General features: G+C 72.1%; 26 protein-coding genes and 1 pseudogene. 16 read left to right on the top strand and 11 right to left on the bottom strand.

Annotation, left to right across the window (positions count from 1 at the left end):
- A complete protein-coding gene (locus ASG23_RS11795; protein ID WP_056024966.1) occupies nt 1–966 on the bottom strand; it encodes a helix-turn-helix transcriptional regulator in 966 nt (321 codons plus the stop codon).
- 61 nt (nt 967–1,027) lie between these two features.
- On the opposite strand from ASG23_RS11795, the gene ASG23_RS11790 reads away from it, so the two are divergent.
- Complete coding sequence (locus ASG23_RS11790) at nt 1,028–1,429, top strand: VOC family protein (protein WP_056024963.1); 402 nt, start codon at nt 1,028–1,030, stop codon at nt 1,427–1,429.
- On the opposite strand, the gene ASG23_RS11785 is transcribed toward ASG23_RS11790, so the two are convergent.
- The 4 genes from ASG23_RS11785 to ASG23_RS11770 all read right to left on the bottom strand — a co-directional run bounded on the left by ASG23_RS11785 (nt 1,426) and on the right by ASG23_RS11770 (nt 3,816).
- On the bottom strand, nt 1,426–2,139 hold the full coding sequence (locus ASG23_RS11785) for a DNA alkylation repair protein (RefSeq protein WP_056024960.1): 714 nt from the start codon (nt 2,137–2,139) through the stop codon (nt 1,426–1,428). The two genes, ASG23_RS11790 and ASG23_RS11785, sit on opposite strands and share 4 nt — an antisense overlap.
- Nucleotides 2,132–2,887, bottom strand: coding sequence for a putative protein N(5)-glutamine methyltransferase (locus ASG23_RS11780; protein ID WP_056026208.1), 756 nt, complete (start codon nt 2,885–2,887; stop codon nt 2,132–2,134). Before ASG23_RS11780 ends, ASG23_RS11785 begins: the two co-directional genes overlap by 8 nt.
- Nucleotides 2,888–2,926: 39 nt before the next feature.
- Entirely contained in the window at nt 2,927–3,328 is a 402-nt protein-coding gene (locus tag ASG23_RS11775; RefSeq protein WP_056024958.1) for a PPOX class F420-dependent oxidoreductase, read from the bottom strand.
- A gap of 68 nt (nt 3,329–3,396) precedes the next feature.
- A complete protein-coding gene (locus ASG23_RS11770; protein ID WP_056024956.1) occupies nt 3,397–3,816 on the bottom strand; it encodes a DUF5684 domain-containing protein in 420 nt (139 codons plus the stop codon).
- 183 nt (nt 3,817–3,999) lie between these two features.
- Here ASG23_RS11770 and ASG23_RS11765 point away from each other — a divergent pair, with 183 nt between their 5' ends.
- Genes ASG23_RS11765 through ASG23_RS11755 form a run of 3 tightly spaced genes read left to right on the top strand, consistent with a single transcriptional unit; the run spans nt 4,000 to nt 7,153 of the window.
- On the top strand, nt 4,000–5,460 hold the full coding sequence (locus tag ASG23_RS11765; RefSeq protein WP_056024954.1) for an APC family permease: 1,461 nt from the start codon (nt 4,000–4,002) through the stop codon (nt 5,458–5,460).
- Nucleotides 5,457–6,377, top strand: coding sequence for a universal stress protein (locus ASG23_RS11760; protein WP_056024952.1), 921 nt, complete (start codon nt 5,457–5,459; stop codon nt 6,375–6,377). The genes ASG23_RS11765 and ASG23_RS11760 overlap by 4 nt, the downstream gene beginning before the upstream one ends.
- On the top strand, nt 6,374–7,153 hold the full coding sequence (locus tag ASG23_RS11755; RefSeq protein ID WP_056024948.1) for an arylamine N-acetyltransferase family protein: 780 nt from the start codon (nt 6,374–6,376) through the stop codon (nt 7,151–7,153). Before ASG23_RS11760 ends, ASG23_RS11755 begins: the two co-directional genes overlap by 4 nt.
- A 4-nt stretch (nt 7,154–7,157) precedes the next feature.
- Here the strand turns inward: ASG23_RS11755 and ASG23_RS11750 are convergent, their stop codons facing one another.
- Together ASG23_RS11750 and ASG23_RS20315 are read right to left on the bottom strand one after the other, a co-directional pair.
- Nucleotides 7,158–8,132, bottom strand: a complete 975-nt coding sequence (locus tag ASG23_RS11750; protein ID WP_056024946.1) for a diacylglycerol/lipid kinase family protein — start codon at nt 8,130–8,132, stop codon at nt 7,158–7,160.
- Nucleotides 8,129–8,662 (bottom strand): annotated as a pseudogene (locus ASG23_RS20315) (GNAT family N-acetyltransferase). The gene ASG23_RS11750 and the pseudogene ASG23_RS20315 overlap by 4 nt, the downstream one beginning before the upstream one ends.
- Nucleotides 8,663–8,717: 55 nt before the next feature.
- Between ASG23_RS20315 and ASG23_RS11740 the strand changes: the two are divergent.
- From ASG23_RS11740 to ASG23_RS11730, 3 genes are read left to right on the top strand one after another with little or no spacing between them, the layout of a single operon-like run.
- Nucleotides 8,718–9,260, top strand: a complete 543-nt coding sequence (locus tag ASG23_RS11740) for an NUDIX hydrolase (protein WP_235521042.1) — start codon at nt 8,718–8,720, stop codon at nt 9,258–9,260.
- A gap of 23 nt (nt 9,261–9,283) precedes the next feature.
- A complete protein-coding gene (locus ASG23_RS11735) occupies nt 9,284–9,895 on the top strand; it encodes a LysE family translocator (protein ID WP_056024941.1) in 612 nt (203 codons plus the stop codon).
- Nucleotides 9,892–10,401, top strand: coding sequence for a GNAT family N-acetyltransferase (locus ASG23_RS11730; protein ID WP_056024938.1), 510 nt, complete (start codon nt 9,892–9,894; stop codon nt 10,399–10,401). Before ASG23_RS11735 ends, ASG23_RS11730 begins: the two co-directional genes overlap by 4 nt.
- A 9-nt stretch (nt 10,402–10,410) precedes the next feature.
- Here ASG23_RS11730 and ASG23_RS11725 read toward each other — a convergent pair whose 3' ends face one another.
- A complete protein-coding gene (locus ASG23_RS11725) occupies nt 10,411–10,743 on the bottom strand; it encodes a hypothetical protein (protein ID WP_056024935.1) in 333 nt (110 codons plus the stop codon).
- A gap of 58 nt (nt 10,744–10,801) precedes the next feature.
- Here ASG23_RS11725 and ASG23_RS11720 point away from each other — a divergent pair, with 58 nt between their 5' ends.
- From ASG23_RS11720 to ASG23_RS11695, 6 genes are all read left to right on the top strand, one after another.
- Nucleotides 10,802–11,137, top strand: a complete 336-nt coding sequence (locus ASG23_RS11720; RefSeq protein WP_056026206.1) for an ArsR/SmtB family transcription factor — start codon at nt 10,802–10,804, stop codon at nt 11,135–11,137.
- Nucleotides 11,134–11,589, top strand: a complete 456-nt coding sequence (locus ASG23_RS11715) for an SRPBCC family protein (protein WP_056024932.1) — start codon at nt 11,134–11,136, stop codon at nt 11,587–11,589. The genes ASG23_RS11720 and ASG23_RS11715 overlap by 4 nt, the downstream gene beginning before the upstream one ends.
- A gap of 49 nt (nt 11,590–11,638) precedes the next feature.
- Complete coding sequence (locus tag ASG23_RS11710) at nt 11,639–12,703, top strand: GNAT family N-acetyltransferase (RefSeq protein ID WP_056024930.1); 1,065 nt, start codon at nt 11,639–11,641, stop codon at nt 12,701–12,703.
- Between the two features lie 37 nt (nt 12,704–12,740).
- A complete protein-coding gene (locus tag ASG23_RS11705) occupies nt 12,741–13,931 on the top strand; it encodes an MFS transporter (RefSeq protein WP_056024928.1) in 1,191 nt (396 codons plus the stop codon).
- A gap of 271 nt (nt 13,932–14,202) precedes the next feature.
- On the top strand, nt 14,203–14,994 hold the full coding sequence (locus tag ASG23_RS11700) for a hypothetical protein (protein WP_056024925.1): 792 nt from the start codon (nt 14,203–14,205) through the stop codon (nt 14,992–14,994).
- Nucleotides 14,995–15,169: 175 nt separating this feature from the next.
- Nucleotides 15,170–15,805 (top strand): LysE family translocator, encoded by a 636-nt coding sequence (locus ASG23_RS11695; RefSeq protein ID WP_056026203.1) that lies wholly within the window; start codon nt 15,170–15,172, stop codon nt 15,803–15,805.
- Between the two features lie 19 nt (nt 15,806–15,824).
- On the opposite strand, the gene ASG23_RS11690 is transcribed toward ASG23_RS11695, so the two are convergent.
- Both ASG23_RS11690 and ASG23_RS11685 read right to left on the bottom strand, forming a co-directional pair.
- Complete coding sequence (locus ASG23_RS11690; protein ID WP_056024922.1) at nt 15,825–16,937, bottom strand: AI-2E family transporter; 1,113 nt, start codon at nt 16,935–16,937, stop codon at nt 15,825–15,827.
- A 60-nt stretch (nt 16,938–16,997) separates the two neighbouring features.
- Complete coding sequence (locus ASG23_RS11685) at nt 16,998–17,954, bottom strand: helix-turn-helix domain-containing protein (RefSeq protein ID WP_056024919.1); 957 nt, start codon at nt 17,952–17,954, stop codon at nt 16,998–17,000.
- A gap of 175 nt (nt 17,955–18,129) precedes the next feature.
- On the opposite strand from ASG23_RS11685, the gene ASG23_RS11680 reads away from it, so the two are divergent.
- Nucleotides 18,130–18,846 carry an alpha/beta fold hydrolase gene (locus ASG23_RS11680; protein ID WP_056024917.1) on the top strand — a complete coding sequence of 239 codons (717 nt, stop codon included), beginning with the start codon at nt 18,130–18,132 and terminating at the stop codon, nt 18,844–18,846.
- Here the strand turns inward: ASG23_RS11680 and ASG23_RS11675 are convergent.
- Nucleotides 18,815–19,999, bottom strand: coding sequence for a winged helix DNA-binding domain-containing protein (locus ASG23_RS11675; protein WP_056024915.1), 1,185 nt, complete (start codon nt 19,997–19,999; stop codon nt 18,815–18,817). The genes ASG23_RS11680 and ASG23_RS11675 overlap by 32 nt on opposite strands.
- A gap of 57 nt (nt 20,000–20,056) precedes the next feature.
- Here ASG23_RS11675 and ASG23_RS11670 point away from each other — a divergent pair, with 57 nt between their 5' ends.
- Both ASG23_RS11670 and ASG23_RS11665 read left to right on the top strand, forming a co-directional pair.
- Nucleotides 20,057–20,890 carry an alpha/beta fold hydrolase gene (locus ASG23_RS11670; RefSeq protein WP_056024911.1) on the top strand — a complete coding sequence of 278 codons (834 nt, stop codon included), beginning with the start codon at nt 20,057–20,059 and terminating at the stop codon, nt 20,888–20,890.
- A gap of 87 nt (nt 20,891–20,977) precedes the next feature.
- On the top strand, nt 20,978–22,171 hold the full coding sequence (locus ASG23_RS11665) for a low temperature requirement protein A (RefSeq protein ID WP_056024908.1): 1,194 nt from the start codon (nt 20,978–20,980) through the stop codon (nt 22,169–22,171).

Here is a 22,171-nt window from a genome sequence, read left to right as displayed (position 1 = left end):
CTAGCCGCGCCCACCGACAGTCACGTACTGCGCCACCAGCTCGGCACCCAGCGCGGCGAGCTCGTCCCTGACCGACTCGGGCTCCAGCACCTCCACCGCCGCCCCGAACCCGGCGAGCTTCTCCGCAACCGACCGCGCGGTGTGCGACGCCACCTCCAGCCGCACGCGACCATCACCCTCGAGGCTGCCGCGACCGACGACCGACGCGTGCCGCCCGAACTGGTCCCGAACCACCCGCACGAGGAACGGCGTGGTCAGGACAGTCGCCGTCACGCGCCCGCGGCGCTGCTCGACCTCGTCGACCACCGACTCCCAGATCCCCGCGACGTCGAGATCGTCGGGCCGGGGCGCCGGGGTGTCCAGCACCGACAGACCGACGATCCGGTCCAGCCGGAACGTCCGGCGCCCCGCGGGCGTGCCGGCGACGAGGTACCAGACCTCGCCCTTGTCGACGAGCGCCCACGGATCGACGGTCCGCACCGATTCTCCCGAGCGGCCGGCGTACGTCAGGGCGACCTGCCGCCGCCGGACGACCGCACCCTGCAGCTCCTCGACCCACGGCTGCCGGGACCGGGCCGCGGACCCCCACCCGACGGGGTCCACCAGGACGGCGCGCCCGGCGGCCTCGGCCTCCGCGCGGAACGTCGCGGGCAGCGCGCGGACCAGCTTGCGCAAGGCGGACGTCGCGTCGGCCGACCGGTCGGACGATGACCCGACCAGCAGGAACAGCGCCTGCGCCTCCGACGACGTCAGCCCGGTGAGGTCCGTGCGCGCACCGCCGACGAGTGACCACCCGCCACCGCGCCCCGGCTGCGGGTAGACCGGGATGCCCGCCGTGGACAGCGCCTCGAGGTCGCGCCGGGCCGTCGCCGCGGACACCTCGAGCTCGGTGGCCACCTCGGCGGCGGTCACCCGCCCGCGCGCCTGCATCAGCAGGAGGGTGGCCACCAACCGGTCTGCGCGCATGCCTCAAGCGTCGCAGAGAAAGTGCTCAGAAGGTGAGCACTTAGCGGCGAAGGATGGAGTCATGACAACCACCAAGAACACCTTTCGGGGACTTGCCAACGTCTCGTTCTACGCCGACGACCTCGCCGCCGCCCGCACCTGGTACACCGAGCTGTTCGGCTTCGGGCCGTACTTCGCCCGCGACGGGTACATCGAGTTCCGGATCGGCGACCACCTCGACGAGCTGGGCATCATCGACCGCCGTTACGTCCCGAACGGCGGCGGTCCCAGCGGCGCCGTCGTGTCGTGGCACGTCGACGACCTCGAGGGCACCCTCACGCGCCTGATCGCCCTGGGTGCGACGGAGCACGACGGGATCCGCGAGCGCGGAGAGGGCTTCACCACCGCGTCCGTGGTCGACCCGTTCGGCAACCTCCTCGGCATCATGACCAACCCGCACTGGCTGGAGATCGCAGGCGGCTAGGGCCGCTTCCTCAGCCCCATGTAGTGGGCTCTGACCGAGGGCTCCAGCCGCTCCAACGAGTACCGCAGCGCGGTCCGCGGCATGGTCGCCGCGTGCTCGTCGAGGTACGCGAGAAGCAGCGGCTCGTCCTGCTTGCCGGCCTCCCGCAGCATCCAGCCGACCGCCTTGTGGATGAGGTCGTGCGAGTCGCCCTCCAGCAGCGCGGCCAGGGCGAACGTGTGGTCCAGGGACCCGGCACGGATCAGCCGGAACGTCGCGACGATCGCGATGCGTCGCTCCCACAGCACGTCCGACGCCGCCAGGCGGTACAGCACCTCGGTCGGCAGGCCGGCGAGCACCGCGCGCCCGAGGACGTCCGGTGCGCTCGCGTCCACCAGGTCCCAGCCGTTCACGCGGTCGGTCCGCCGCAGGTAGAGGTCGAGCAGCTCCCGACGACGCTCCGACGACGTCCTCGCCGCGGCGCACTGCGACGCCATGATCTTCAGGGCGAGCAGCCGCACCTCGTGCCGCTCGTCCTCGAGCAGGCGTTCCAGCTCCGCCACGGGCATCGCGAGGTGCTGCTTGGCGACAGCCGTCACCTGCGGCACGGTCAGCCCGAGGAACCGGTCACCATCGCCGTACTGCCCTGGTCCGGTCTGGAAGAACCGCGCCATCCCCGCGGCCCGCTCCGGGTCGGCGAGCGCGACGAGCTGGCCGACCACCTCACTCATGGGACAGCGTCCCGACCACCACGGTGGCCTCCGACTCCTCGTCCCACACCGTCCGTGCCGCCAGCCCGGCCGCGGTGAGCACGTCGAGAGCCGCGGCGACCTGGGCATCGCTGGTCTCCGCCAGCAGGTGCCCGCCCGGCGCCAGCCAGCGCGGCGCCACGGACGCGACCCGCCGCAGGACGTCGAGCCCGTCGGGACCACCGTCGAGCGTGACCCGCGGCTCGTGCACGCGCGCCTCGGGAGGCATGAGCGCGATGTCGTCGGTCGGCACGTACGGCACGTTGGCGACGAGCAGCTCGACCCGCCCGCGCAACGACGCCGGCAGCGGCTCGTCGAGATCCCCCTCGAACACCTGGCCGCCCACGGCTCCGACGTTCCGCCGCGCGCACCGGACCGCGGCCGGTTCGACGTCGGCGGCGTACAGCGACACGGACCCGAGACGGTGCGCCAGCGCGACGCCGAGGGCCCCGGACCCGCAGCACAGGTCCAGCACCACGGCGGGGTCGGCCGACGGACGCGCCAGGCGCGCCGCCTCCCGCACCAGCAGCTCGGTCCGTCGCCGTGGCACGAACACGCCGGGGTCGATCTCGATCCGGAGCCCGCAGAACTCGGCCCATCCGACGACCACCTCGAGCGGTTCCCCGGCCACCCGCCGCTCGACCATCCGCTCGAGGTCGTCGCCCGCAGCCGCGTCGAGGAGCAACGCCGCCTCGTCCTCGGCGAACACGCAGCCGGCGGCGCGCAACATCGCGGTGATCTCCGCGTGGGTCAGGGGCACGGCGGCAGGCTACGCCGTCGGGTCAGCCCTCGTGATCTGCAGGATGACGCGGTTGTCGTCTCCTTTCCGGCCGAGCTTCTCGAGGCCCATCATCACCCGGTACTCCAGGCCGTACTTCTCCTGCAGGATCTCGTTGCACCGCTCACGTGCGGTGTCGTCGTCGAGGATCTCGCCCACCCCGGCCACCGTGGGGGCGTCGTCCTCGACCTTCCCCAGCCGGCCGCTCGGTGACATCGAGACGCGCGGGTCCCGGCGGAGCCGCTTGACCTTGCCGCTGCCCCGCGGGGTGGTCACCAGCAGGGCGTCACCGTCGCGGCCCACCCACACGGTCGTCGGCACACCGACGCCGGACCTGCGGAACGTGGTCAGGGAGATGAACCCCTCATCGGCGAGAGCGTCGAAAGTCGTCATCCGCGATGGTGACCCACGCACGAGACGGCCGCACCCCGGGGGGTACGGCCGTCTCGTGGAGAGCGCGGTCAGGCGATGGCGTAGCCGGCGACGCGGTCGCCGGCGGCGGCACCCTGGTACGGCTTCGAGTCGTAGCCGAGGATGTACAGGAAGATGATGCTGAGGAAGACCAGGCCGACAGTGAAGCCGGCGCCGTGGCCGAACGAGGTCGACAGGCCGTGGAAGACGAGGACCATGATCACGATGTTCACGATCGGGATCAGGAACAGGACGATCCACCAGATCGGCTTGCCCGAGATCTTGATGAGGACGATGTAGTTCCAGATCGGCACGAACGCCTGCCAGACAGGCTCGTCGGCCTTCTTGAAGACGCCGACGAGGGCGAACGCGAGGATCAGGTAGCCGATGAGGCCGCCGACGAGCGCACCTGCGCTGGCGCCGGCGGCGGCAGTCGTGTTGGCCACCTCGGTGGCGAGTGTTGTGATCATGCGCGGACAGTAGCGACAAATGACATCGGCCGTGACCGGTTTGAGCGACCGTCTCATCGGGTCTTTCCTGTGAGCCCCCTGTACGACCGGCAGGGATTTGCCGCTTCTCCACCCGACTCCTACCGTGGCTGACACACACGGCGACGGCCCGGGGGATGTGGGCCCTCTTGGAGAGGCCCGTCCATGACCGTTCCGCAGTCGACCTTGAGGGCGCAGCTGTGGCGCAGGAAGCCCATCACCGCCGCGTCCGTGAGGTCGAGCGAGGGGCTCGAGCGGTCCATCGGCACGTTCGGCCTGATGATGTTCGGCGTTGGCGCGACGGTCGGCACGGGTGTCTTCTTCGTCATGCACGAGGCGGTGCCCGACGCGGGCCCGGCGGTGATCATCTCGTTCCTCCTGGCCGGGCTCGCGGCCGGCCTCTCCGCCCTGTCGTACGCCGAGATGGCCTCGGCGGTACCGGTCTCCGGGTCGACGTACTCCTACGCCTACGCGACGCTCGGCGAGGTGGTCGCGATGGGTGTCGCGGCCTGCCTGCTGCTGGAGTACGGCGTCTCGACGGCGGCCGTCGCGGTCGGGTGGAGCGACTACCTGAACCAGCTCCTGCACAACCTGTTCGGCTGGCAGATCCCGACCGCGCTGTCCGCCGCACCCTGGGACGCCGACCCCGGCATCATCAACCTGCCGGCCCTGATCCTGGTCGCCATGTGCGCGGTCCTGCTGATCAGGGGCGCGTCCGAGTCCGCCACGGTCAACGCCGTGATGGTCATCATCAAGCTGGCGGTCCTGCTGTTGTTCGTCGCGATCGCGTTCACCGGCTTCAGCGCCGACAACTTCGCGGACTTCGCCCCGAACGGCATCACCGGCATCACCGCCGCCGCGGGGACGATCTTCTTCACGTTCATCGGTCTCGACGCCATCTCGACGGCCGGCGACGAGGTCCGCGACCCGCAGAGGACGATGCCGCGCGCCATCCTCGGCGCCCTGGCGATCGTCACCACGATCTACGTCCTGGTCGCCGTCTCCGCACTGGGCACCCAACCGTGGCAGGCGTTCAGCGACCCCGAGCAGGCGGAAGCCGGGCTCGCCAAGATCCTCGAGGAAGTGGTCGGGGCGACCTGGCCGGGCACCATCCTGTCCGCCGGCGCAGTCATCTCGATCTTCTCGGTGACCCTGGTGACCATGTACGGGCAGACGCGCATCCTGTTCGCCATCGGCCGCGACGGACTGCTGCCGCGGGCGTTCGCGCGGGTCAACCCCCGCACCCACACCCCGGTGAACAACACGGTCATCGTCGCCGTCGTCGTCGGCCTGCTCACCGCGTTCGTCCCGCTCGACTACCTGTGGGACCTGGTGTCCATCGGCACCCTCGTCGCCTTCATGGTCGTCTCAGCGGGCGTCATCATCCTGCGCCGCACCCGCCCCGACCTGCCGCGCGGCTTCAAGGTCCCCGGCTACCCGGTCACCCCCGTGCTCGCGATCCTGGCCTGCCTCTACATCCTGTCCGGCCTGCACTGGTACACGTACGTGTGGTTCGCGCTGTGGCTCAGCGTGGTGCTCGCGTTCTACTTCCTGTGGGGCCGCAAGCACTCCCTGCTCCAGCGCGCGGTCGATGCCGGCCTGGTCCACGAGGGGGACCTGCGATGACGATCGTCGTCGGCGCCAACCCGTTCGGCGACATCCGCGGCGCGATCGACCTCGGCATCACGCTCGCCCGGACGCTCCCCGAGGCGACCGGCGCCTACGTGCTGGTCATCGCCACCGTCATCCCGCCCGGCTGGACCGTGCCCTCCATGGCCCGCGTCGACGGCGAGATGCAGGAGTGGGTCCAGGCGCGTGGGGACGAGGCGGAGGCGGAGGCGCTCGACGTCATCGCAGGCCGCGCCGACGACCTGACCGTGGAGTTCGTCCGGCTGACGGACCGCTCGACGCCCCGCGCGCTCGCCGCCCTCGCGGAGCAACGGGATGCGACGGCGCTGGTGCTCGGCTCGTCGCCCGACGGCCCTGAGGGCCGCGTCGTCGTCGGCTCGACGGCCGACCACCTGCTGCACTCCGCCCCGGTCCCGCTGGCGATCGCCCCGCGCGCGTACCGGTGCGCGCCGAGCACGACCGACGTCGCCGCGCACCGGTTGACCTGCTCGTTCAGCGGGTCCGACGTCGCCGCGTCGGCCGTGCGCTGGGCCGCGCGGCTCACCCGCGAGATCGACGTGCAGCTGCGGATCGCGTCGTTCGGGGTCCGCTCCGCGCCGATGTACCCGCCGGAGATCGGCACCGACATCGAGTCCGAGGTCACCGCGCAGTGGCGCGAGCAGATGGCGCAGGCACAGTCGGCGCTCGCGCTCACTCTCGCCGACGAGCTCGACCCTGACACGACGTTCGTGGTCGCGTCCGGATCCAGCTGGAGCGAGACGCTGAGCTCCGTCGACTGGACGCCCAACGAGCTGCTCGTCCTCGGGTCCTCCAGCGCCGGTACGCTCCGACGCGTGTTCCTGGGCACCCATGCGACCAAGATCGTCCGGCACTCACCCGTCCCGGTCCTCGTCGTCCCCCGCGACGAGCTGTGACGGACCCCTGGGGCGTCGACCGCCTCGACCTCGACGCGTACCTGGCCAGGATCGGCGTCGCCCCGGACGCGACGCTGGCTGCGATCCACCGCGCGCACGTCGCCGCGATCCCGTTCGAGAACCTCGACGTGCAGCTCGGCGTCGGGGTCAGCGTCGACCTGCCGGCCGTCCAGGCCAAGCTGGTCGCGGCCCGCCGCGGCGGCTACTGCTACGAGCACGGGATCCTGCTCGCCGCCGCGCTCGAACGGCTCGCCTTCTCCGTCGAACGGCGGCTGGTGAGGATCGGCGACCCCGAGGTGCTCGCCCGGCCGCGCTCGCACCTGGTCCTGGTGGTCGACGGACACTGGCTCGCCGACACCGGGTTCGGCTCCGGGTTGCTCGAACCCGTCCCGCTGGTGGACGGGCACGTCTCGCAGCAGGGCGGCTGGACGTTCCGGACCGTCCGTCTCGACGACGGCGCGTGGCAGCTGCACGAGCACCGCGACGGTGCCTGGCAGACGCATTACACGATGCCGGTGGAGACCACCTACCTGGCCGACGTCGAGGTCGCCAACTTCGCCACCTCGCACCGACCGACGTCCCGGTTCGTGGTGCAGGTCGTGGTGCTGCGCAAGGACGACGAACGCCTCCGCTGCCTGATCGGGCGCCGGTACACCGTCGACACCCCCGCCGGTCAGGTGGAGGACCGCACGATCGGCGACGACGAGCTGGGCGACGTGCTCGGCGACCTCGGACTCTCCCTGAGCGCCGACCAGGTGGCCGGGCTCCCGGTCTGACCGCTCAGGAGCCCTCGGTCAGGTCCTCCGAGGTGTCCGGCTGGTAGACGCACACCCACAGGGCCTCGGGGCGGACCGTGACGTCGAGGGTCGCGGAGGGGTCGATGACGTCACCGTCCAGCTGGCGCGGCTGCGGCCGGTCGCTGGTCACGGTGATCCGCGACCCGCGCAGCACCTCCATGTTGGGCACCTTGTGGCGGCCCGGCCGCAGGACCCCGAACGCCGTCTGGATCCAGTGCCCCAGGTTGCGCGGGGCGAGCACCGCGACGTCCATCTGGCCGTTGTCGGGCTCCGCGTCGGGCAGCAGGTTGACCCCGCCCTGCAGGCGTCCGACGTTGCCGACGATGACGGTGCGGGCGCGCCGACGCAGGACGGGATAGTCGTCGACCTGCACCTCGACCTTCATCTCGGCGTCATTGAGGTGCTTGAGCGCGGAGAACACGTACGCGACCGGACCGAGCACGGCCTTGAGCTTGGTGGGGGCGTCGTCGACCATCGCCGCGTCCAGGCCCATGCCCGCCATGACGGCGAACGTCTTCCCCTCGACCTCGCCCAGGTCTACCACGCGGCGGCCGCGGTCCAGGGCCAGCTGCACGCCCTCGATCGTGTCGGTGGGGACGCCGAGGTTGGTCGCCAGCAGGTTGCCCGTGCCGCCCGGCAGGATCGCGAGCGCCGTCTGCGTGCCCGCCAGCCCGTCGATGCACGCCCGCACGGTGCCGTCGCCGCCGGCCACGAACACCACCGCGGCGCCGTCCTCGACGGCCTGCTTCGCCTGCCCGGTACCCGGGTCGTCGGCGGTCGTCTCGAGCCACTCCGGCTCGGGCCAGCCGGCCTCGGCGAGCTGCTTGGTGATGCCGGCGCGCAGGTCGTCGAGCCCCTCCACCCGGTTCGGGTTGACGATGACCGCCGTGCGCAGGGGACCGCCGCCGTCGCGCTGCTCGGCGGCGGGCTGGGTTGTCGCATCCTGGGGGGTCGTCACGGTGGCGAGTATGTCCCGGGGCGTGTCGACCGGCCACTCAGGGGCGCCCGGATCCGGTACACGACCGAGCGCCGCAGCGGGTGCCCCTCGGCGATGGTCGGGTAGTCGAAGTCGTCGGCGGGGTCCCGGGTCACGCCCAGCCGACGCATCACCGCCTGCGATCGCTCGTTGGACACCGCGGTGAACGAGACGATCTCGGTCAGGCCCACCTCGTCGAAGCCGACGGCGAGCGCCTCGCGCGCCGCCTCCGTGGCGTACCCGTGCCCCCAGGCCCAGCGCGGCAGCCGCCAGCCGACCTCGACCATCGACGGGTCCCACGACGGCCTCGCCAGCCCGGTGAACCCGGCGAACCGGCCGTCCACCTCGAGCGCCCACAGTCCCCAGCCGTTCTCCCGCAGCCGTGCCTATGCACGGGCAGCGAGCGCGTCGCTGGCCTCCCGCGTGAGGGTGCCGGGGAAGTACTCCATCACCTCGGGGTCGGCGTTCAGCTCCGCGAACGGTTCGAGGTCCGCCTCTGTCCACTGCCGCATCAGCAGGCGCGCGGTCCGCCGCTCGAGCGTCATGACGGCACCGTACGCTTCCGCGGTGATCTCCGACGTGCTCGACGAGTGGACCCCGCGCAGCCCCGACCAGGCGGCGCTGCTGGAGGAGTACCGGGCGTTCGTCGCCGCTTCCGGAGCGGCCGCGGTCGACCGGTCGCTGGCCCCCGCGCACCTGACGGCCAGCTGCTTCGTCCTCACGGCCGACCTGTCCCGGGTGCTGCTCTGCTTCCACCGCAAGGGCCAGTTCTGGGTGCAGCTGGGCGGGCACCTGGAGCCCGACGACGTCTCGCTGGCCGACGCCGCGTACCGCGAGGCGCGCGAGGAGGGCGGGATCGCCGACCTTCGTGCGGGAGGACGGCTCCCGGTCGACGTGCACCGGCACGAGCTCGCCTCCGCGTTCGGTCGGTGCCGGACGCACTGGGACGTCGGGTTCGTCGCCTACGCCCCCGCCGACGCCGTCCCGGTGGTCAGCGACGAGAGCGAGCAGGTCGCGTGGTTCGACGTCGACGACCTGCCCGCGGGTACGCCCGACGACGTCGCGGTGCGGCTGCGGACCGTGCTCGACGAGGTCCTGGCCACCCGGTAGCACGCGAGGGCAGACTGCTGGCCATGTCCGTGGCCTTCTTGCTGACGACTCTCGTCATCGTCGCGACCCCTGGCACCGGCGTGATCTACACGCTCAGCGCCGGCCTCTCGCGCGGCACGCGCGCCAGCCTGGTCGCGGCCTTCGGGTGCACGCTCGGCATCGTGCCGCACGTCGTTGCCGCGATGACCGGGCTCGCCGCGGTGCTCAACACCAGCGCGGTCGCGTTCCAGACCCTGAAGCTCCTGGGCGTCGCGTACCTGCTGTACATGGCCGTGCGCATGTGGCGGGACCGGTCGGAGATCGTCGTGAGCGGGCGGAACGAGCCGCTCTCCGCGGGGCGCGTCATCTGGTCCGCGGTCCTCCTCAACGTGCTCAACCCGAAGCTGACGATCTTCTTCTTCGCGTTCCTGCCGCAGTTCGTGCACCCAGACGAGCCCGGCGCGCTCCTGCACATGGCGGCGCTGAGCGGGGTGTTCATGGCGATGACGTTCGTCGTGTTCGCCGTCTACGGCGCGTTCGCTGCCGCCGTCCGGTCCCAGGTCGTCTCCCGGCCGCGAGTGGTCCTGTGGATGCGGCGCACGTTCGCGGGAGCGTTCGTCGCGCTCGGCGCCAAGCTGGCCATGACCGACCGATGACCGGCTACGCGCCGATGCCGCTGCGTCTGGAGACCGAGCGGCTGGTCCTCACGCCGGAGGTCGAGTCCGACGCCCCGTGGCTCGCGGAGCTGCTGACCACGCGGGGGACCGGGACCTTCACCGTCCACGACGCGCGTGAACGGATCGCCGCCATGACGGTCGTCGTCGAGACGGACGGGATCGGCGCCCGGGTGCTGCGGCGTCGCGACGACGACGAGGCGCTCGGGTACTGCGCGATCATCGTCGGCCGCGGCACGCTCGACGAGCCCGAGATCGCGTACGAGCTGCTGCCGTCCGCGCACGGTCATGGGTACGCCACCGAGGCCGCCCGGGCGGTGGTCGATGCCGCCTTCGCCACCGGTCGGACGCGCATCTGGTCGACCGTGCGGTCGTGGAACGCCCCCTCGTTGCGGGTGCTGGACAAGCTCGGGTTCCGGCGCGACCACGTGACGGTCGATGATGCCGGCGAGATCGTCTGGCTGGTGCGCGAGCTCGAGCAGGGCTGAGCCGGCTCGCTACGCGTCGACCGGCTCGACGGTCCCGACCTGCACGGTCCCGCCGGTCATCGCGTCGTCGAGACAGTCGAGCACGCGCTGCACGTCCGCCTCTGTCGCTCCCGTCGCGAACACCGCCGTCACGGTCGAGCCCCACGTCGTCGGGCTGGTCAGCGCGGGGTCGTCGAGACAGGAGTCGAAGTTGCCCTCCGGCTCGGACAGCTGCACCGCCCACGGTCCGTCGTCGGGGATCCCGGTGGGCCGCGTGCCGAGACCTGCGAGCGCCGACAACGCCAGAGCCACCGCGAGCACGAGGGCCGCGACGACGCCGACCTTCCCTCTGATCGCTCGCACACCCTGATCCTACGGCCCGTCATTGCACCGATCGGTTCAGTGTCGTATGGTGAACCACATGGTTCAGCATGAGACTCTCGACCGGATCTACTCGGCCCTGGCCGACTCGACCCGGCGCGACATCCTCACCCGGCTCGGAGAGGGCCCCGCCAGCATCGGGGAGCTCGCCGAGCCGCACGGCATGACCCTCACGGGCATGACCAAGCACGTCCGGGTCCTCGAGGACGCCGGCCTGGTCCGCACCGAGAAGATCGGCCGGTCCCGGCAGTGCCGCCTCGGCGAAGAACGACTGGACGACGCCATGGCATGGATCTCCTTCTACCAGCGGCTCTGGGAGCGTCGGCTCGACGGTCTCGAGGCCTACTTCACCCTGCAGAGAGGTACGGACCGATGACGACCGACACCACCCTCGAGCTGCGCGCGACGCGCGTCCTGCCCGCCACCCCGGAGCAGGTGTTCGACGCCTACACCGACGCCGAGAAGCAGAAGATCTGGTTCTCGATCCTCGACGAGGAGCCCGGCATCGTGGAGATCGAGGTCGACCTGCGCGTCGGCGGGCAGCAGACCGCCGCGTGGGGGCCGGACCGCGACAACCTCTTCCGCGAGACCCAGACGTTCCTCGTCATCGACCGCCCGCACCGGCTGGTCACGGAGTCCTCCGGCAGCAGCCCCGACGGCACGACGATGACCACGCAGGTCGAGGTCACGTTCGAGGCGCAGGGCGACGGCACGCTGATGTCCGTCGTGCAGACCGGCTTCCCCTCGGTCGAGCTGCGTGACTTCTTCGCCGAGCACGCCTGGGTCGGGGCGTTCGACCGCATCGAGGCGTTCCTGGTGCGGTCGTGACAGGGCATTGACGTTGCCCGCCGCGGGGACGGCGCGCGAGGCTGACCGGATGGTCGACCTCGTGCACGTCCCCGCGGACCCGGACCACCCCGACGCCTGGGCCGTGGAGGGGACGGTCCAGGTCGGGGACGCCGTCGACGTCGCCATCCACGGGTCGACGGACTTCTCCCTCGACGTCCCCACCACGCGCGCGACCCTGACCGAGCCGCACCGCAAGGTTCATCGGCTCGTCGCCGTCCCCGCCGGGTTGCCGCACGTCCCCGGGTCCGTCGTCGGCCGGGCCATGATCGGTCTGCCGCTCGTGGGCAACTCGCACCTGGCCGTCGTCTACGTCGGCGTGCACCCGGACTGGCGGCGACGCGGCATCGGGTCGGCGCTCTGGGACGCCGGCCTCGACCTCGCCCGGGCGGCCGGACGCCGCGTCGTGATCTCCGACACCTCCTACCGGACCGAGCCGCCCCCCGGTGCGGACGCCCTCGAGTCCCCCACGGGCAGCGGCCGGATCCCCGCACATGACGACGCCACCCGGTTCGCACTCGCCCGCGGGTTCACCCTCGAGCAGGTGGTCCGCCACTCGGTGCTGGACCTGCCGGTCGCCGTGGACCACCTGCGACGCGATCCCGGCGACGACTACCGCGTCCACCTGATGCAGGACGAGTTCGCGGCGCGGTGGCTCGACGGCCTGGCCGTCCTCAGGACCCGGATGAGCACCGACGCCCCCTCCGCGGGGCTCGAGGTCACCGAGGACCCGTGGGACGCCGACCGCGTCGTCGCCGACGGCGCCGACATCCGCCGCCGCGGGCAGGGCTTCCTCGTGGCCGTCGTCGAGCACGTGCCCACCGGGGCCCTCGCCGGCTTCTCGGAGGTGCGGTACCCGCTCGACAGGCCGGCCGTCGTGCTCCAGGGCGACACCCTGGTCCTGCGCGAGCACCGCGGCCACGGGCTCGGGATGCTGGCCAAGATCGCCGTCCTCGACGCGCTCGCCGACGTCCGCCCGCACGCCGAGCGCATCCACACGTGGAACGCGCAGGAGAACACGCACATGCTGGCGATCAACGTGGCGATCGGCTTCCGGCAGGCGAGCGTGGACGCCGAGTGGCAGCGAGCCCTGTGAGGCCGAGCCCGACCGGGGCTCGTGCGAGCATGCCCCGGTGACCCGCACCGACCCGATCACCTGGCGCCCGGGCACGGTCCGCGAGGCCGCCGGTGGGCTGGTCGCCCTCACGCTCGCCACGTTCGTCGCGATCACCACCGAGCTGGTCCCGGTCGGGCTGCTGCCGCAGATCAGCACCGACCTGGAGGTCACCGAGTCCGTCGCCGGGCTGCTCGTCACCGTGTACGCGTTCATGGTGGCGGCGCTCGCGATCCCGCTCACCCTCGGTACGCGCCGGCTGCCCCGCAAAGGACTGCTCCTGGTCACCCTGGCCGCCTACACGGTCAGCAACGCGCTCGTCGGCATCGCGCCGTCGTTCGGCCTCGTCGCCGCCGGGCGCGCGGTCGGCGGCATCGCGCATGCGCTCTTCTTCTCGCTGAGCATCGGGTACGCGTCCCGGCTGGTGCTCCCGCAGGTCACCGGCCGCGCGCTCGCGCTGGTCACCGCCGGGGCGTCGGCGGGGCTCGTGCTCGGCGTGCCGCTGTCCACCGCGCTCGGCACCGCCGTCGGGTGGCGCAACGGGTTCCTGGTGCTCGCGGCCGGGTGCGCGCTGGCCACCGTGCTCGTCGCGACGCTGCTCCCGGCGGTCTCCGGCGACGACGCCCCGCACGCCGACCACACCCGCACCGACCGTCGCCGGCGGCTCGGCATCGTCTCGAGCGCCAACACGCTCACCTACCTCGCGCAGTACACCGTCTACACGTACGTGTCCGTGATCCTGCTCGCGACCGGTCTCACCGAGACCGCCGTCGGTCCCGTGCTCCTCGGCCTCGGCGCCGTCGGGCTCGTCGGCACCGCGTATGCCGCCGTCTCGCTCGACCGCAACCCCCGCCGCGGCACCCTCGTCGTGCACGTCGTGATGGCCCTCGGGCTGCTGGCGCTGGGGCTCGCCTTCCCGTCACGACCCGGCGTGCTCGTCGCCGCCGCCGTGTGGTCCGGTGCGTTCGGGGCGATGGCGTCCGTGTTCCAGGCCGCCGCCATCCGCACCCGCGGCGCGTCCCCCGACGTCATCGGCGCCCTGGTGAACTCGACCGCGAACATCGGCATCGGCGGCGGTGCAGCCCTGGGCGCGCTCGTGCTCGTCGGCCCCGGGCTCGGCGCACTGCCGTTCGTCGGCGCCGGGCTGCTCGCTCTGAGCCTGGTCGTGATCGTCGTGGCGCGGCGGTCGTTCCCCTCCGCGACCGACTGACTGATCGCGGATCCGAGCTCCTCCTCGCGGAGTCTGATCCGGTCCCGCGCTGCAACGAGCCGGCGTAGGACCTAGGTCCGTTTTCGGACGTATCGATGGCCGGTAGATTTTTGACATAACCACTCAGCCCGCCATCCGGCGGGCAGCACCCGGCGTGCACAGACTCCCGTGACGGAGCAAGGACACGCTGCTGACCACTCCCTGTCCTAGCCCATCCGCCTGCCCCCGTCGTGCGCGCACGCAGCGCTCGGCACCTATCGAGGAGCACCCCATGACCACGCCCGAGAGCCCCACCACCACGCTGCCCGTCCCGGACGAGTCCCCCGTCACCAAGGCCGACGCCAAGCGCCTCGCCCGTGAGGCGAAGGCCGTCACCAAGGCGAACCGCAACTGGTTCCTCCGCCACAAGGTCCTGACCGGGATCGGCACGGTCGCTGCACTGGCCGTCGTCTGGAACATCGCGGGCGGAGGCGGTTCGAACGACGAGACCGCAGACGCCACGAACGCTCCCGCGGCTGCCGTCGTCGTCGAGGACGCCCCGGCCGCCGCCGTCGAGGAGGCCCCCGTCGAGGAGGCCCCGGCCGGCCTCACCGGAGGCGACTACATCGTCGGCACCGACATCGCTCCCGGTCAGTACCGCGCGAGCGTCGAGGCCTCGTTCTTCGACCTGTGCTCAGTGAGCCAGAAGAACGGCGAGGACATCCTCGACATCCGCACGGCGACCGAAGGCTCGGTCATCTTCACCGTCCAGGACATCCCGGGCTCCGTCGCCTCGTTCGACGGCTGCACGGACATCGTGTCGACCACCCAGGTCCCCGGGACCGCCCCGGCACAGTTGGGCAACGGCGACTGGCTCGTCGGCACCGAGCTGACCGCCGGCCAGTACTCGGCGGCCGTCGACACCGACGCCCTGATTCCGCTGGCGATGGTCTCCCAGTCGAACGGCACCGACATCCTGGACCTCACCACCGGTGACACCGGCAACGTCGTGTTCACCGTCCAGGACGTCCCCGGCTCCGTCGTCTCCTTCTCGGGTGTCAAGGACATCCAGAAGGTCGGCTGACCATCTCGTAGACGAAGCCCGCCCGGGATCCCGGGCGGGCTTCGTCCTACCCGGGCGAGCCTCGCACCGCGCTAGGGTCACGTCGACCTCGTTCCTGCACGATCGGCCGGGAGTGGCGCACGACGGTCTCAGGCCACAGCCACCCGCGCCCGTGCGCACCGAACCGGAGACTCGCGTGACCATCGGACAGGCCGTGCTCGGCTTCGCCGTGGTCGCCGGGTTGCTGACGATCATCCCCGGCATCGACACCGCCCTCGTGCTGCGGTCCGCGATCAGCCGGGGGCGCGGGTACGCCTTCGCCGCCGCGGCCGGCATCAACACAGGCTGCCTGGTCTGGGGCGTCGCCGCCGCGGTCGGAGCCTCCGCGCTGCAAGCCGCGTCCGAGGTGGCGTACCGGATCCTGACCTTGGCGGGGGCCGCGTACATGGTGTGGCTCGGCATCCACCTGCTGCGTGTCAGCCTGCGACCCCGCGACGCAGCACCGGTCAGGTCCGTCGACCCGCAGCGCGCCTCTGTCTGGCACGGGTTCGCCACCGGGCTGTGGACCAACCTGCTCAACCCGAAGATCGGCATCTTCTACCTGGCGACGATCCCCCAGTTCGTCCCCGACGGCGTCTCCCCGCTGCTCATGGGCGTCCTGCTCGCCGCAGTCCACAACGTCATGGGCATGGCGTGGTTCACCGTGATCATCCTGGCGACGGGCTTCGCGGCCCTCTGGCTCGCTCGCGACGCCGTCGCCAAGGTGACCGACCGCATCACCGGCACGGTCCTGGTCGCCTTCGGCGCCAAGCTCGCGCTCGACAGCCGCTGAGTGCCGGACGCCGGACCCGTCAGTCCGCCGCCGGCCTCTCGACGACGACAGGCTCGGGTTCGGGGTCGGGCGACGGGTCGGGCGAACGGTCCGGCTTGGGTACGTCCTCCCCCGACAGCCACGAGTACCAGGCGGTCTCCGGCGGGCCCTGCAGCAGCACCGCCCTCATCAGCAGGGTGAGCGGCACGGCGAGGATCGCGCCGAGCGGTCCGATGACGAAGGTCCAGAAGATGACGGACACGAAGCTGAGCGTGAGCGTGATGTTCACCGCGTCGGCGACGAACTTCGGCTGCACCAGCACCTGCAGCACCACGTTGACGGCGCTGTAGACGGCGATCACGGCGAGGGCGAGAGGCCAGCCGCCGACGACGAGCGCCATGATCGTGGGCGGGATGACGCCGATGACGAACCCGATGTTCGGGATGAAGTTGGTGACGAACGCGAGGATCGCCCAGACCGCGGGGGCGGGGACGCCGAGCAACCAGAGCGCGATCCCGTCGATGACGGCGACCACCGCACCGAACGACGCGCTGACCACGAAGTAGCGACGGACACCGATGTTGAACGTGGTGGCCCGGCGCAGGACACCACCCTGCGTCGCACCGAACTGCACGTGCGCGCCGTCATAGCGGGCCGCGTCCACCGCCATGAAGATGACGTAGGAGACGACGACGAACAGCGTGCTGGCGACGCCGACCACGGCCCCGCTGATGGTCGTCGCGACCCCGAGGAGCTGCGACGGCTGGAGCGCGTCCGTCGCGGAGCTGACGGCCTCCTCGTCGAGCCCGAGGGTCGCGAGCCACGACGTGGCGCTTCCGACGGCGTCCTGCAGGTCCTGCAGGTACTCCTGCACCAGCCCGGCGAACTGGACACCGGCGAACACCAGCATGGCGACGAGGACGAGCAGGATCAGGTAGACGACGGCGATGACGACGGTCGTCGCCGCGGCGCGGTGCCAGCCTCGGCGCTCCAGGGGGTGGCGGATCGGGTGCACGATGATGACGAGCACCGCGGCGAGGAACAGGGGAGCGAGCACCTCCCGCGTGGCGTGGACGCCGGCCAGGACGATGACGGCCGCCGAGAGGAACAGCAGCGTCCTGGTGGAGGGCGCGAGGCCCTGGGGTGGTGCCATGGGACGCGCGTGCTCCTTCGACGATGTCCGCAAGCAGGTCCACGCAAGATAGCCGACGGTTCAGCCCGAGGTGGCGCGCCACTCACGGGGAGTCATGCCGTACGCGTCGCGGAAGACCCGTCCGAAGTGGGAGGCGTCGACGAATCCCCAGCGGGCTCCGATGCTGGACACCGTCAGGTGCGCGGACGCGGGATCGCGCAGGGCTCGTCGGCACTCCTGGAGCCGCAGCGACCGGATGGTGTCCTGGAGCCCGACACCGGCGCGCTCCAGCTCCGCGTACAGGTGCCGTACGGACACGTGGTGCGCGGCCGCGATCGTCGCCGCGGAGAGGTCCCGGTCGGCCAGGTGCGCCCGGACGTACTCCTGGACCCGGAGCGCCAGGGAGCCCTGCATGGGAGCGGCGGCGAGCTGGGCGTCCGCGACGTGCGTGGTGAGGAGCGCCCGGATCAGGTCGATGCTCGGTCCGGCGATCGCTTCGGCGGCCCTGGGGTGGTCCAGGACGTCGGTGCTGCCCAGCGTGTCGAAGTAGTGCGCGACGACGGCGGCGAGCGGGTTGTTGTCCGGTCCGATGCGGAGCCCGGCGACGGCGTCAATCGTCGCGTCCGCCAAGGAGAGCGCGCTGCGGGGCACCTGGAAGTAGTGCAGCTCCGTGCGGTTCGTGTTGAGCACGGTGTACGGGCGGGTGCTCTGGTAGACGGCCATGTCGCCGGCGCGCAGGACCGCCTGGTTGTCCCCCTGGGCGAACATCGAGGTGCCCGAGACCTGCACCGCGAGGAAGACCTTCGGGTCGTGGTCCTGCCGGGCCAGCGCGGGGGTGCGTCGCAGCATCGTCGGTGTCGAGCGGGCCGACGAGAAGTTCACCGGCCCCACGTCAGCGAGCCGGCAGAGCACCTCGATCTGCGGGCCGGGCCGGTCGTAGTCGATCTCGACCGGCATCACCCCGGTCCAGATGGCGTCACGGATGATCTCGATGCGGTCGTCGGGCGGCAGGTCGTCCGAGCGCAGGACAAGGCTCATGGATAAACCTCACAAGTCGGGCATCGCGAGGTCCCCACCGTAGAGGCGACGGCCCCCCGTCCGACAGACCGGATCGTGCGTGGACGGGCCAGAACCGTGCACGTCACGGCCACCCGCGCGTCGCCCGCGCTCCCGAGACTGGCGTCATCTGCCGCCGCTCGAAAGGGAACCGACCATGAGCCCCACCGTCGTCCTGATCCACGGAGCCTTTGCCGACGCGTCCGGCTGGGGCGGCGTGATCAGCCGCCTGACCGCCGCCGGGCACAGCGTGCTCGCCCCTGCCAACCCGTTGCGCAGCGTGTCCGCCGACGCGGCGTACGTCCGGTCCTTCGTGTCGACGATCGAGGGTCCGGTGATCCTGGTCGGGCACTCCTACGGGGGCGCGGTCATCTCGAACGCGGCCGTGGGCGCCGACAACGTCACGGCCCTCGTCTACATCGCCGCGTTTGCGCTCGAGGAGGGTGAGGCGGTCGGTGCGGCCACCGCCCTCGGCAGCGAAGGCCCGCCCCCCGACCTCACGCAGATCATCGTCGTGCGACCGTTCCCCGACGCCGGTGAGGGGAACGCCGACGCCTACCTTGACCCGGCGGTCTTCCCGCAGGCGTTCTGCCAGGACCTGCCGCCGGAGGAAGCCGCGATCATGGCCGTCTCCCAGCGCCCCGCGGCCCTGGCCACCCTGGGCGAGCCGTCCGGGCCGCCGGCCTGGAAGACGCTCCCGTCCTGGTACCTCGTCGCGTCGCAGGACCGGGTGATCCCGCCCGCGGCCGAGCGCGCGATGGCCGCCCGCGCCGGGTCGACGACCGTCGAGATCGACAGCTCGCACGTCGCGATGATCAGCCACCCCGACGAGGTCGCTGCGCTCATCCAGCAGGCGATCGACGCGGTGGGGTGACCAGCGGCGCCGGGAACCGGGGCATCACCTGCGTGCCGTGCAGCCACGCGGCGAGCCGGTCGGCCTCGGTGTCCAGCGCTGCCTGCGCGTCGGCGCCGACGTCCTCGAGGAGGACCAGGTCGACGGCGCCGTCCTTCGTCGACCAGCCGCCGACGATCCGCCCGTCGACCCAGATCGTCGCTCCTCCGTTGCCCGCGGTGTCGAACACCTGCGGGCGGTGCGGGCCCACGTACCAGTCGCGGTCGTACCAGCCCATGGTCGTCGGGTCGAGCGCGGGAAGCAGGGCGACCCAGGGCTCGACGGGTCCGGAGGGGTCGACGTCGTCGGGCAGCACCCACCCCGACCCGCCGCCGTCCAGCGACACCTCGACCGCGCCGACGTCCCGCAACGCCTGCCGCACCGCGGTCAGGGTCGAGCCGAGCCACCACTTGATGTCCAGGGTCGTCCCGGGCCCGAACCGGCGCAGCCACCGCTCGACCAGCTGGGCTCGCGCAACGTCCTCGGGGAGCGGCGGGATCGGCTCCCCCAACCAGTCGGCTGCCAACGCCCAGGTGGGCCGCGACGAGGTCCATGAGCCGAGGTTCCCGGCGCGCACGATGGTCCCGGTGGCCTGCAGGCACGTCATCACGCGCGAGACCAGGGGGAACGATCCCGCCCACGGCTTCCCGTGGCCGTATGCGATCGACCCCTCCAGCACCGGCTCGCGCTCCCGGAGCTGCGCGGCGGTACGCGGCCCGTCGGCCAGACCGGCCACCGCGGCCGCCGTGACCTCGTCGAACCAGCGCTCGGCGTCCTCGACGAGGCCGGCCTCGCGGACCTCCTTCTCCAGCCGACGCCGCTCGACGCCCGCGACCCGGTTGCTCGACGCAGCCTGCACGACGGGCAGCAGATCGCGACCGACCGCGAAGAGGGTCCGCCGCATGGCCAGGTGCTTGACCAGCGTGCGGTCGTCGTAGAAGGCACGGTCCAGGTCGGGCACCTCGAAGCCGTCGACCCGCGCCCACGCCGACAGGTACAGCCCCGCCGGGTCGGTCGCGTGCAGGCAGACCATGGCGTCGGCCGCGGCCTCGACCTCGGTGACGCGGAACGGCGGGGCCACAGCGTGCCGACGAGCGAGTCGCGCACGCCGTTCGGCGTCGTCGAGGTGGGTCACCCGGCGATCGTGTCGGGCGTCGAGCACCCGGCACAACCCGCGCCCTAGGCTCGTTCCATGACCACCCCGATCTCGGTCTCGCTGCCCGACGGGCGGGTCCTGCGGGCCTACGACGTCCCCGTCGACGACGAACGGCTCGCGGTCGTGTGGCACCACGGCACCCCCAACGTCGGGACTCCGCCCGAGCCCCTGCTCCCCGCGAGCGCCGAGCGCGGCATCCGCTGGGTGTCCTACGACCGCCCGGGCTACGGCGGCTCGACACCGCACCCCGGCCGCGACGTCGCCTCCGCGGCCGACGACGTCCAGGCGATCGCCGACGCCGTCGGCCTGGACCGGTTCGCGGTCCTCGGGCACTCCGGCGGCGGGCCGCACGCCCTGGCCTGCGCCGCTCTTCTCGGGGACCGGGTGGTCGCTGCGGTCAGCGGGTCGAGTCTCGCGCCGTACGCCGCGGACGGCCTCGACTGGTTCGCGGGCATCAACCCTGCCGGGACCGCCGAGCTGCGGGCCGCCGCAGCGGGCCGCGCCGCGCTCGAGCACGTGCTGACCGCCAGCGAGTACGACCCGGAGATGTTCACCGCGACCGACCACGCGGCGCTCGAGGGCGACTGGGGCTGGATCGGCCGGATCGCCGGCGAGGCGCTCGAGGACGGGATCGGCGGGATGGTCGACGACGACCTCGCCTACGTCGCCCCCTGGGGGTTCGACCCCGCGAGCATCACCGCGCCCGTCCTCCTTCTGCACGGCGAGGCGGACCGCGTGGTGCCCCGCAGCCACGCGCTCTGGCTGGCGGACCGCATCCCTTCTGCTGAGCTCTGGCTGCGCCCGGGCGACGGTCACGTCTCGGTGCTGCAGGCCGCGGAGGACGCCTTGCACTGGCTCCTCCGCACGTAGCGCTTCGACGACCAGGAACGCTTCGGCGCCCGTCGTGACGTCCCAGCCCGCAGCCGCCCACGGCGGGCGGGCATCATCATGTGAGGCATGGCACCAGAGCCCGTCGCGACGGTCGAGCGGCACGCCACGTGGAAAGAGCTGTTCTTCGACCTCGTGGTCGTCGCCGGCATCGCCCAGCTGGCGCACCTGCTGCACGAGGACACCGAACCCACCACCCTCGGCCTGTACGCCGTCCTGTACCTGGCGTTCTGGATCTCGTGGGCCGGCTTCGCGGTCTACGGGAATGTCGCGGGCGACGACGCCAAGACGGGTGTCCTGATCGCCGCGATGCTCGGGCTCGCGGTGATGGCGGCGTCCGTGCCGGGGATCCACGGGTCGCGCGCCTCCGCGTTCGTGATCGCCTACGTCGCGCTGCGCTGGTACGCCGGTGCGGTCGTCTCCCGCGGCAGAGTGCTGCTCGACTGGCCGCTGGCGCAGTACGGCCTGGGGGCGCTCCCGTGGCTGGTCTCCCTGTGGGTCGACGCGCCCCTGAGGTACTGGCTGTGGGGCCTCGGCATCGTCATCGACCTCGGCGTGCTGCTCCTCACGTCCGGCGAGCGCGCCCTGCAGGAGGCGGAGGAGCGGCTGGAACGCGTGAAGAGCTCGCGCCGCGGCAGGTCGTCGGCCGTCCGGCTGTTCACCATCGAGGGGACGCACACCGAGGAGGAGCACCTCTCGGAGCGGCTCGGGCTCTTCGTCATCATCGTGCTGGGCGAGGGGCTCATCCAGGTCATCGACGCCGCGGCCGACTCCGCGCAGTGGGACCGCAGCACCGTCGTCGTCGCACTCGGGGCGTTCGCCCTGCTGGCATCGGTGTGGGCCGCGGGCCTGCTGCACGGGACCGCGGGCATCCCCCAGCTGACGCCGCACCGCGTCGCGCCGCGGATCGTCATGCTCCTGCACGCCCTGCTCACCGGCTCGCTGGCCGCCCTGGCCGCCGCTCTCGGGGTGGCCGTCGAGCACTCCCACGAGGTCCTGCCGACGCAGTACCGGGCGCTGCTGTGCGGAGCGGTGGCCGCCTACTGCGCGCTCGGGGTCGTGACCGCCGTGCTGGTGGGCACGCGCGGGCGCTGGATCCTGACCCGCGGGGTGCCGGGCGTCGTCGTCCCCGTCGTCCTGTTGTTCGTGTGGCCCGACCTGCACGTGGGGCTGCTGGTGTGGCTGCTCGTGGCGGTCATCGTGTGGCTGGTGCTGGAGAAGCCCGCGGACGGACGGCCGCGTCGGCCGCGACGGGCCGCGTGA

This window comes from Cellulomonas sp. Leaf395, from assembly GCF_001424125.1.
Classification (GTDB): domain Bacteria; phylum Actinomycetota; class Actinomycetes; order Actinomycetales; family Cellulomonadaceae; genus Cellulomonas.
Note: the sequence above shows the minus strand (reverse complement) of the source record. Positions and strands in the feature narration are given on the sequence as shown.